An 11,434-nucleotide genomic window follows, 5' to 3' on the forward strand; every position below is an offset into this window, starting at 1 on the left:
ACTCGGGCAGGGCCGTCACGTCCGCGACGGTGGAGTATCGATGGTCGGACATGGCGTCAGACGGTCCGCTCGGTGAGGAGCGTGTCCTTCTCCTCGTACAGGGAACCGCTCTGCGGGCACTCCCACACCCCCGGCTCGCCCGCGCGCTCGACCAGCCGGACGCCGCTGCGGCCGACCCAGCCGATCTGCCGGGCCGGCACACCGACGACCAGGGCGAAATCCGGGACGTCCTTGGTGACCACGGCGCCGGCCGCGACCATCGCCCACCGGCCGACACGGACCGGCGCGACGCAGACCGAGCGGGCGCCGAGCGAGGCGCCCTCGGCGACCTTGACGCCGACGGCCTCCCAGTCGCCGCCGCGCTTCTGCTTGCCGTCCGGGTCGACCGAGCGGGGGTTGTGGTCGTTGGTGAGGACGACGGCGGGGCCGACGAAGACGCCGTCGCCGAGCTCGGCGGGCTCGTACACGAGGGCGTAGTTCTGCAGCTTCACGTTGTCGCCGATGCGCACACCGGTACCGACGTACGCCCCACGGCCGACGACACAGCCCTCGCCGAGCCTGGCTCCCTCACGGATCTGCGCCAGCTCCCAGACGCTGGAACCGGCCCCGATCTCGGCGGTCTCGTCGACCTGGGCGGTGGGCTGGACCCTGTAGTTCACGGCATGCCTTTCGGAGAGCTGATGCGCCCGGAAAGCATAAGGGTGTCCTGCCCACCGCCCTGCGTGCGGGACCGGTCGGTCAGTCGTTGCTGCCGGTCCAGTGGAGCACGGGCGCCTTGGTGCCGGTGGCGGTGCTGGTGAAGGTGAACAGGGAGTCGAGGCGTTTGGCGTCGACGGTTGTCCTGCCTTCGTAGAGGACGCCGAGATCGTCCTTGCCGTCCTTGTTGTAGTCACCCGAGGTCGGCAGGCTCACGTTCCAGTTGAACGAGCCGGTGCTGGCCCAGGTCTGCTTGGGTGCGGCGAAGCCGGTGCCATTGCTGGTGAAGGTGAAGAGGGTGGAGACGTGCTTGCCGTCTGCTGCCTGGCCGGAGTTGTAGAGGACGGCGAGGTCGTCCTTGCCGTCTCCGTTGTAATCACCTGAGACGGGCTTGCTCTTGTCCCAGTTGAAGGATCCGGTGCTGGTCCAGGAGGTGGTGGGGTTGTTGAAGGCAGAACCGTTGCTCGTGAACCTGAAAGCGAGCGAGACGTGTTTGCCGTCGTTGGCCTGGCCGCCGTTGTAGAAGACGGCGAGGTCGTCCTTGCCGTCTCCGTTGTAATCACCTGAGACGGGCTTGCTCTTGTCCCAGTTGAAGGATCCGGTGCTGGTCCAGGAGGTGATGGGGTTGTTGAAGTCAGTGCCGGTGCTGGTGAAGGTGAAGGCTAGGGAGACGTACTTGCCGTCGTTGGCCTGGCCGCCGTTGTAGAAGACGGCGAGGTCGTCCTTGCCGTCTCCGTTGTAGTCGCCGGAGACGGGCTTGCTCTTGCTCCAGTCGAAGGAACCCGAGCTGGCCCAGGTCTGCTTGGGTGCGGCGAAGCCGGTCCCGTTGCTGGTGTACGTGAACACGGTGGTGACGTACTTGCCGTCTGCTGCCTGGCCGGAGTTGTAGAGGACGGCGAGGTCGTCCTTGCCGTCCCCGTTGTAGTCCCCGGAGGTCAGCTTGCTCGCGGCGCCGTTGAAGGATCCGGTGCTGGCCCAGACCTTCTTGGGCTCGGCGAAGCCGGTGCCGTTGCTGTAGAACGCGAAGAGCGAAGACAACTTCTTCCCGTCCGCGCCGGTGCCGTTGTCGTAGAAGGCGGCGATGTCCACCTTCCCGTCCCCATTGAAGTCCCCGGACGCCACCTGCGGGCCCTGAGGCAGCTTGCGGATCTGGGACACCCAGCCGGTGAGGTCGTCAGCACGTACGCCCACCGCGTCGGTCCGGGCCTCGGAGTCGGTCTCGCCGAGGCATCCGCCCTGGTGGGACTGACTTCCGATGGCCACGAGGACCGGCTCGCCGTTCTCGGTACGGAGTGCGGGTGCGCCTGCGTCGCCCTTGCATACCGTCGATTCTGCCGGGGACTTCGCCGTGAGTTCGACATTGGTCGCCGAAGTCGCGCCGGCGACGACGGCAGCGGTGTGCAGATTGGTCGGTGCCCATGCGTCGATGGTGCGGCCGTAGCCGGCGACGGTGAGTTCCTCGCCGGGAGCCGATGCCGTGCTGGAGATCGTGACGGGCGTAACGTTGCCGGCGGGCTGGTCCAGTTGCACCAGTGCGAGGTCCCGGTCCGGCCGGGGAATCACGTGAGAGATGCTGCTGGTGTGGGTCCCGGCGGAGTTCAGGTCGGCCTGGCCAAGCGTGATGGTCGTCTTGTCCTTCGGAGCACCCGCGACGATGTTGATGCTTTCGGCGGGGTTGTCGGCGAAGCAACTCTTGGCGGTTATCGCCCAGCGCGAGTCGACGAGGACCGCGGTGCACGAGCGGGTTTCCCCGATGCGGAGCTTGCCGGCGAACGCGTGCGTGGTGTCTCCGGAGGGCGGTGGGGTCGCCAGTGTGCCCGTTCCGGTGACGCGCATCTCCAGCAGGACAGCCTGCTTGGGATCGGTCATGTCGGCCTCGCCGAAGCCCTTGGCCGTGTCACGAGGAACAGTCAGGTTTTCGGTGGTGCCCTCGATCGAGACGCTTGCTTTGATGTCTCGATCGATTGTCTCGATGCGGTAGGCACGGGGGATGTTGACGCTCAGGTAGCCGGTGCCGGCGGACACGAAGCAGATCCTGGACTCGCTGGATTTCAAGTTCCGCGCCCACACCTTGATCTGGTGGGGCTCCGAGCACGGGGTGTAGATGATATTGCCGTCGCCGGCGATCAGGTCTGCGCCGGTCAGTTCGAGCATGTCGGCGCGATAGGGGTATGCGCCGTCCTCGACGGCATAGGGAAGGACGGCAGCTACCGGTGTCTCATCGGCTGCTGCGGCCTGGGGGGTGGATGTTCCTGCGGAGACAGCTATAGCCATGGCTGTCAGCGCCATCGATCTGCGTATGCGCACTGATGTTTCGCTTTCCAAGACGAACCCCGCTCTGTGAGCGCTAGAGGGTTCAACCGAATCGGGTGACCGTGCCCGAGAGGGAAGGCGGTCGCGTTCGCCTGGGGAGGCCGCCGGATCAATATAGCCGCAGGTCCTGGGCCCGGCGGCACCGCCCGGAAGTTCTACGGACAGGCGATACGACCGCTGTCACGGTTGGATTACGTTCCACGATACGGGCGCATCTGTGTGCTGTTTGAGCATATCTTGCACAAGAAGTTCACAACTAAGTCGTGCCAAGTTTGCGGGCTTGGGTGGGTCTGTCGCATTTCAGCCTGGGGAGGCCGAAATTAGAAGGTGACAGACCCTTTTTGGTGCGCTTGACCGAAAAGCGCCACAGCTGGGAGTTGCGACTGTGGGCGATTCGGTCCCTATGGGGAGAAGGTTCGAATCAGTGCGTCATTTTTCAGGCCCTGAGCGGAGCACAGGGAGGGGATTCCGGTTGCTTGGCAGGCCGGCCCGTGGGCTCCTGCCCCTCGCTCTTGTGGCCACTCTCATCTCGGCGGCGCCCGCCGGCGCCGATGAGCTGCCTATACCCCCGCTCTCCGAGCGGGCCCAGGTGCTGGAGGCGTGGAAGTCTTCCGGCCCGGCAGTCAAGGCCGCCGCGGAAGAGGCCTTGACGGGCAGTGATACGAAGGTCCGCGGCTTTCTGGAGGCCGGCCAGAAGGTGGCGGAGGAGCTTGATTTGCGGGAGGCCGCACTCACGCTCGTCACCGAAGCCGGACCGGGGGTGAGCGAGGCCGCGACCGCCGCCCTCGAAGGGACTCCGGAGCAGCTGGCCGCGTTCATGAAGGACGGCTGGAAGCGGCCGCTGGAGGACGATCAGCGGGTGGCCGCTGCCCGGGCCACCGAAGCCGGCGGAACAGGCGTACGCGAAGCCGGCGACGCGGCGCTGAACGGAACCATCGATGACGTCCGCGCCTTCCTGAACGAAGGTCAGTACAAGCGCCGCGACGACGACGCCCGTGTCCGTGTGGCGCAGATCGAGATGGCGGGGGGCCCTGCCACCAAGCGGGCCGCCTCCGCCGCGCTGAACGCGGGCATCAGCGAGGTGCGAGACTTCCTCGCCTACGGGCAGTACATCACTCGCGCCCAGGACCAGGAACACGCCAGCGTCAGCGACCTGGCAAGCCAGATCAACGACGCCGCGGCAGCTGCCGCCAAGGCCAAGACCAGCGCGGAAGCACAGGTCAAGAAGGCCAAGAACGCAGCCCGGTTGGCGAAGAAGGAAGCCGAGAAGGCGGCGGAGGCGACCGAGGCCGCGAAGGATGACGCGGACAAGGCCGAGGACGCCGCTCGCAGGGCGGCGGAGGCGTCCCGCCGTGCCGCGGACGCGGCGAAGGCCGCCATCTCGGCGGCCCGCGCGGCCAACGCTGCCGCACAGACCGCGATCTCCGCAGCGGCCAACGCCTCCGCCGCCGCTCAGCGCGCCTCCCAGGCCGCCAGCACGGCGTGGGCCCACGCGGCATCGGGCAAGGTCAACGAGGAAGCGGCCGCCAACGCGCTGAAGGCCGCCGGTGACGCCGAGAAGATCGCCGACACCCTCGACTCGATGCTCCAGACGGCAAGGGCGGCCCGGGACGCGCTGAACGCGTCACTCGGGGCCATCGACGACATGAACGCGGCCGCAGCGAGTTCGAGAGCCGCAGCAGGCCATGCGGCCGAGGCCGGAGCCAGCGCCGACCAGGCCAAGGCCGCAGCCGCCGCGGCCGAACGCCACGCCGCTGAAGCCAGACGGGCCTCCGTCGCAGCGCAGAAACACGCGAACGATGCCATTGACGCCGCCACCGAGGCCCGCGACTTCGCACGCTCCTCTGCCGCGCACGCCCGAAAAGCCGCGGAGGCGGCGCGCAAGGCGAATGAACATGCCGGTGACGCCCAAGCCGCGGCCAACCAGGCGAAGACCAACGCCGCAGAGGCCCTGAAGGCAGCCCAGGCAGCTTCCACCGCGGTCGCCAAGGCCCAGAAGATCCAGGCCGCCACCCGCAAGGGCGAGGCCGACGAGATCGCCGCCCGCACGACCCTCCTGGTCAACGAAGCCCGTGACGCCAAGGCAACTGTCGACGTCGCCAAGGCCGAGATCGCCAAGGCGAAGCAGGAAGCACTCAAGCTCCAGACCGACTTCGACACCCTCGCGGAGCAGGCCGCCAAACCGGATGCACAGCCCGCGGAGGTCGCGGCCGCCGGCCGCAAGATGGCCATGACCGCGCTGCTGATCCGAGGCCCGTGGAGCCGGGCCGCAGCCGAAACAGCCCTGGTCGGCGACGACGACGGGGTGGTCGCCTATGCGCGTACAAGTTGGAAACTGGCCCAGGAGGAGGATGATCGGGAAGCCGTCAACGTCCTCGCTGAGCAGTCCGACTACGAGGACCTCCGCACAGCGGCAAGCGCCGCACTCGCGGGCACCCCAGCCGAGGTCCACACCTTCCTCACCGTCAGCCAGTACCAGGTGGCGGCACCGGACAACCGCATCGAGGTGGCGCGCCTTGCCGAAGCGGGCGGTGTGGGAGTCAAGGAAGCTGCCCAAGCAGCTCTGAACAACCCCGATCCCAAGGCCCTCGACACCTTCCTCCAGCAGGGCCAGCACCAGGCGCGCATCGAGGACTACCGCGTCGAAGCCGCCCGCCTCGCCGAAGGCGCGGAACCCGAGGTCAAGTCAGCCGCCGAAGCCGCCCTCGCCAGCCCCGACACCAACCTGATCGACTTCATCACCTCCGGCCGGCACAAGGCCACCCGACGCGACCAGCTCAACGCCGCGCACGTCGAGCAGATCCAGACCATCATCGCCACCGCCAGCGCGACCGCCGCCCGCGCCTATCAGTCGGCCCACGACGCGGCCGAGGCCGCTGAAACGGCTCAAGGGCACGCAGACCTCGCCGCCGGCCACGCCAAGAAAGCCACCGAATACGCAACTGAGGCCGCCGGCCACGCCGACCGGGCGAAGCAAGCGGCTAACCGCGCCAACGAATCCGCCCGCTCCGCAAATGCTTCCGCCGAAGCCGCTCGAAAGGCCGAAGCCGACGCCGCTCACAGCGCTCGCAGAGCCTCGAACGCGGCGATATCAGCCGAAGCCAGCTACGGCGCAGCCCAGGGATACGCCGCAAGCGCCTTCCAAGCAGCCGAACAGGCCCGGCAATCCGCCCTCAACGCCGGCCAAAGTGCCGCCGACGCCCACGCAAAGTATCGATCCACCGTCGAGCGCTACCAAACAGAGCGATACAAGGCAGAGCAGAGGGCTCTCCAGGCGGAGCGGCAGGCAGAGCACGAAGCCACGCTGCACCAGGACGCCGAGGTTGGCGGATACGCCTCGCTTCTCGCCCGGTTCAAGACATTCCTCGGGGACCTTCCCTCCGGCATGAGCATCAAGGACTCTCTTCATCTCACGCTGGATATCCTGGGCCTGATCCCCGTATACGGGGAGATCGCCGATGCCATCAACTGCGTTGCGTACGCAGCGGAATCAGGCCTCAGCTACTGGGGCATAGGCGAGAAGGACGCGTGGAAAGATGCTGTCCTCTCCTGTGTGTCCATAGTTCCGGTCGCCGGATACGTCGCCGTGCCGTTTAAGGCCGGGCGGTGGATGGGGAAATACGGCGGGAAAGTCGGCGAGGTCTTTGAGGCGATAGGGAACTTCTTCAAGAAGAATCCATGCAAGCCGAAGCATAGTTTCGTGGCGGGCACCCGGGTGCTCATGGCCGACGGCTCCACCCTTCCCATTGAGTGGGTAGGGCCAGGTGACATGGTCTACTCTACTGATCCGCTCTCCGGCAATTCAGGACCGCGCCGTGTGGTGGCCGCGATCTACACCCCGGACGACAGGGATTTCACGGGTATCACGCTCAACGGCTCCCGAGGGCTGGGCGCATTGACGGCCACGGATCATCATCCGTTCTGGATTCCCGAGAAGCAAAGTTGGATTGATGCGGGAAGGCTCAAGGTAGGCGATGTCCTCCGCGCCGCTGACGGCTCATCCGCAGAGATTGCCCAGATCCGACGTTGGCATCAACTTCAGCCTGCTTACAATCTGACCGTCGCGGACCTGCACACGTACTATGTGCTTGCGGGGGCGACTCCGATACTCGCGCACAATAGCAAGGGCTGCTTGTCGGACCCCCTTCCGCAGGGGATGTCGAGGCACTTCGTCAACGCGTATGACGAAATCCGAGCCGGGAGAGGTATCCCGCAGACGGATCCTGCTACAGGAAGGCAGAGAGTGTTTGAGGGGCGGAGGCCTCACGAGAGGGGCTGGGCGGGAGCCCTGGAGTTCCGAGTACCAGGATCTAAGGGTGACTCTGCTCGAATTCTGGTGAAGACCTTGCCCGACGGTCGAAAGGTGATGGGGTGGACAAGTGACCACTACGAGACGATCAAGCGTTTCAGTGCGCCGCACTTCCCTGACGCCGGATGGTTTTAATCGGAACTGAATTTAATGGATGATCCGGAGAAGTCGCCACCGTACTTCTCCGGGTCATCCATCGGAATATCGCTGGTGGCAGCTGAAGGTGTGAGATGAGCGCAAGCGGTGCGGTTGTTCCGCTCTACCAAGTAGTCCAAGAAGGGTCCGGAACGGTCTTTATCGTGGCAGATGAGATCACCGGTTTCTTCGTGCAGTCGGATCACGCACAGTCGGGAGACGTCCGGATATTCGGTTCCGCGGGAGAGTCTGTGCGTCTCGGCGAAGGCCTGTCTGACGCAGAGTTGCGCGTCATCAACTCATCCGGAAAGACAATCGGTTCTTATTACATCGGACGGGTGGGGGTGCGCGCTGTCCTCGACGGAGAGGGTGACGCTGGGGCGAGGGTAGTGGTTGCGGACTTTCATGGCCGGACTTGCCCGTACGCCGCGGCGGGAGGCATCTGGCGCCAGTGGGCTTCGGGGCGTCCCTTGGTGAAGGGTGGATGGCTGGAACGCCCCGTCGAGACCCACGATAGCTGGCTTCATGTTGTTCAGAACTCATGGTTCGAAGCAGGGCATGCTGCGAAGAGGTACGGCGCCGATGAAGTATGCGTAATCGATGGCAGGCAGATCCTCAGCGAAAGTAGCTTTTATTGTGCGCTCGGTGAGTCGATCAACGGGGTCGGCGGGTATTTTGGATCTACTCTTGATGGCCTCGCTGACTGTCTTGCATCGTCGCAGATTTCCAGCCATCCGCTCGAGTTGGTGTGGAAGTATTTCCCCGATTCACAGAAAGGAATGGGAGTCTTTTCGGCTGCATCCGTTGTGGAAGTCCTCGGGGAGTATGGCGTAGACGTGAAGCTCAAGTAATGGCGTTTAGGGCCTGGGCTCATGGTGAAAGATGGTGACTGCCTGCGTGGCACCGGTGACCTACCGGTGGCGCGAACGGTGTGTCCCCGGGTCTGGCAGGCCGTCTCAGGCCTGTCCTCCGCCAACTCCGACACCTTCACGAAGCGGTAGCCGCGCTCATGCGGTTCCGGCACGATCCGGCCCCGCGGACGCCTCAGCGGCCGCGGGGCCGCTACCAGCCGGTCCAGCCCGTCCAGGCGACGTCGTCCATCGGCTCGGCCGGCCCGACTGGCGCCGCCACCAGCAGCGTTCCCGCAGCAGCCACTTCCGGCGACAAGCCGCCTTGCGGAGTCCGCCAACGCCAGCATTCGGCGGGCGGTCAGGGCCTGATCCACTTCCCGAACTCGGCTGCCTGGAGCGCGTCTGCATGGTGATCATGCTGCCGTACCCGAACTGCAAGCCAGGCCGCCCGATGAGCCGTGCACTGGAGGCCAGTCCTGCAAGCCTCGGGGGCCGACCCTCCCCAGCATGCCAGTAGCCGTCAGTAGGCCAGTCGCACCGTCTCTTTGCCGGCCCCCTCGACCCGGTTTGACCCCCACACCCCCGCCCCGTAACCTTGACCCTCGGTGTGTTTCCTTAACGCGCCTACCCCTGAGCACATCCCTCCCGGTAACGGTCGGTGTTCGCGCCGTCCGCCAGGAGAGGCCGCTCATCCTTCCGGATCGTCCCGGGCCCCGGCCCGTGCGAGCGGCTGGCATCAGGGGATCCGTTCCGAGCGAGAGAGAGATCCGCGTGTACGCCATCGTGCGCAGCGGTGGTCGCCAGCACAAGGTAGCTGTCGGCGACATCGTTGAGGTTGACAAGATTTCCACTGCCAAGGTTGGCGACACGGTCGAGCTCTCGACCCTGCTCGTTGTCGACGGTGACGCGGTCACCAGCGACCCGTGGGTGCTGGACGGCATCAAGGTCACGGCCGAGGTCGTGGACCACCACAAGGGCGCGAAGATCGACATCCTTCGCTACAAGAACAAGACCGGCTACCGCCGTCGCCAGGGTCACCGCCAGCAGTACACGGCGATCAAGGTCACCGGTATCCCCGCGGCTGCGAAGTAAGGGACTGAGAACACATGGCACACAAGAAGGGCGCATCGTCCACTCGGAACGGGCGCGACTCCAATGCTCAGCGGCTCGGCGTGAAGCGCTTCGGCGGTCAGGCCGTCAACGCCGGTGAGATCCTGGTCCGCCAGCGTGGCACCCACTTCCACCCGGGCACGGGCGTCGGCCGTGGCGGCGACGACACGCTGTTCGCGCTGACCGCCGGTGCGGTGGAGTTCGGTACGCACCGTGGCCGCAAGGTCGTGAACATCGTTCCGCTCGCCGTCTGAGTTTCCCGACGCGCGCAGAACGACACACAGCACCTTCCGAGGGCGGATCTCAGCTTTCCCGGCGAACGGGGAAGCGGGTCCGCCCTCGGCGTGTTACGACAGAGACAATTCCGTATTTTCCTGCTGTACCTGGAGGCACCAACCATGACCACCTTCGTGGACCGCGTCGAGCTGCATGCCGCCGCGGGTAACGGAGGCCACGGCTGCGCCTCCGTCCACCGTGAGAAGTTCAAGCCGCTGGGAGGCCCCGACGGGGGCAACGGCGGACGCGGCGGCGATGTGATCCTCGTCGTCGAGCAGTCCGTGACCACGCTGCTGGACTACCACCACAGCCCCCACCGCAAGGCCACCAACGGCCAGCCCGGCGCCGGCGACAACCGCTCCGGCAAGGACGGCCAGGACCTGGTGCTGCCCGTGCCGGACGGCACCGTGGTGCTCGACAAGGCCGGGAACGTGCTCGCCGACCTCGTCGGCCAGGGCACCACCTTCGTGGCCGGTCAGGGCGGCCGCGGCGGCCTCGGCAACGCGGCGCTGGCCTCGGCCCGCCGCAAGGCCCCGGGCTTCGCGCTGCTCGGCGAGCCGGGGGAGAGCCGGGACATCGTCCTGGAGCTCAAGACCGTCGCCGACGTGGCGCTCGTGGGCTACCCGAGCGCGGGCAAGTCCTCGCTGATCTCGGTGCTCTCCGCGGCCAAGCCGAAGATCGCGGACTACCCGTTCACCACCCTCGTACCGAACCTCGGCGTCGTCACCGCCGGCTCGACCGTCTACACCATCGCCGACGTCCCCGGGCTCATCCCCGGCGCCAGCCAGGGCAAGGGCCTCGGCCTGGAGTTCCTGCGGCACGTCGAGCGCTGCTCGGTGCTCGTGCACGTCCTGGACACCGCCACCCTGGAGTCCGACCGGGACCCCGTCTCCGACCTCGACATCATCGAGGAGGAGCTGCGCCAGTACGGCGGTCTGGAGAACCGGCCCCGGATCGTCGCCCTCAACAAGGTCGACATCCCGGACGGCCAGGACCTCGCCGACATGATCCGCCCGGACCTGGAGGCCCGCGGCTACCAGGTCTTCGAGGTCTCCGCCATCGCGCACAAGGGCCTCAAGGAGCTGAGCTTCGCGCTCGCCGGGATCATCGCCGAGGCGCGTGCCGCCAAGCCGAAGGAGGAGGCGACCCGCATCGTCATCCGCCCCAAGGCCGTCGACGACGCGGGCTTCACCGTGACCCTGGACGACGAGGGCATCTACCGCGTGCGCGGCGAGAAGCCCGAACGCTGGGTGCGCCAGACCGACTTCAACAACGACGAGGCCGTCGGCTACCTCGCGGACCGGCTCAACCGCCTCGGCGTCGAGGACTCCCTGATGAAGGCGGGCGCGCGGGCCGGCGACGGCGTCGCGATCGGCCCCGAGGAGAACGCGGTCGTCTTCGACTGGGAGCCGACCGTGAGCGCCGGCGCCGAGATGCTCGGCCGCCGTGGTGAGGACCACCGCCTGGAGGAGCCGCGCCCCGCCGCGCAGCGCCGCCGGGACCGTGACGCCGAGCGCGACGACGCGGAGAAGGAGTACGACGAGTTCGACCCCTTCTAAGCGCTCCGCACCCGGCCCGAACGCTCCGTACCCGGGCCCGAACGCTCCGCACCCCGGCCCGTCTCTGCGGAGGCGGGCCGTCCGGTAGCCTCGGGCCCGGGCACCGGCGGTTTCCGCCGGTCACACCGGGTGAACGTGCCCACAGATGTGCGGATTGAGCAACACATCTGTGGGGTCGGTCACCC

Annotated in this window: 7 protein-coding genes; 5 read left to right on the forward strand and 2 right to left on the reverse strand. The window is 66.7% G+C overall.

Features of this window, described 5'->3' with window-relative positions:
- Positions 1–56: 56 nt before the first annotated feature.
- Positions 57–659, reverse strand: coding sequence for an acyltransferase (locus AC0VY3_RS07245; RefSeq protein ID WP_475549235.1), 603 nt, complete (start codon positions 657–659; stop codon positions 57–59).
- A 79-nt stretch (positions 660–738) separates the two neighbouring features.
- A complete protein-coding gene (locus AC0VY3_RS07250; RefSeq protein ID WP_475549236.1) occupies positions 739–2,985 on the reverse strand; it encodes an FG-GAP-like repeat-containing protein in 2,247 nt (748 codons plus the stop codon).
- A gap of 538 nt (positions 2,986–3,523) precedes the next feature.
- Here AC0VY3_RS07250 and AC0VY3_RS07255 point away from each other — a divergent pair.
- From AC0VY3_RS07255 to obgE, 5 genes are all read left to right on the forward strand, one after another.
- Positions 3,524–7,453 carry a polymorphic toxin-type HINT domain-containing protein gene (locus tag AC0VY3_RS07255; RefSeq protein WP_475549237.1) on the forward strand — a complete coding sequence of 1,310 codons (3,930 nt, stop codon included), beginning with the start codon at positions 3,524–3,526 and terminating at the stop codon, positions 7,451–7,453.
- A 164-nt stretch (positions 7,454–7,617) separates the two neighbouring features.
- Positions 7,618–8,304, forward strand: a complete 687-nt coding sequence (locus tag AC0VY3_RS07260) for a barstar family protein (RefSeq protein WP_475549238.1) — start codon at positions 7,618–7,620, stop codon at positions 8,302–8,304.
- Between the two features lie 771 nt (positions 8,305–9,075).
- Positions 9,076–9,396, forward strand: coding sequence for a 50S ribosomal protein L21 (gene rplU, locus AC0VY3_RS07265; RefSeq protein ID WP_018487143.1), 321 nt, complete (start codon positions 9,076–9,078; stop codon positions 9,394–9,396).
- Between the two features lie 14 nt (positions 9,397–9,410).
- Positions 9,411–9,668, forward strand: coding sequence for a 50S ribosomal protein L27 (rpmA, locus tag AC0VY3_RS07270; protein WP_015608479.1), 258 nt, complete (start codon positions 9,411–9,413; stop codon positions 9,666–9,668).
- 144 nt (positions 9,669–9,812) lie between these two features.
- Positions 9,813–11,249: a GTPase ObgE gene (obgE, locus tag AC0VY3_RS07275; protein ID WP_030077803.1), complete on the forward strand. Its 1,437-nt coding sequence runs from the start codon at positions 9,813–9,815 to the stop codon at positions 11,247–11,249.
- The last annotated feature ends 185 nt before the right edge of the window (positions 11,250–11,434 follow it).

The organism is Streptomyces sp. iso_384, assembly GCF_056172905.1.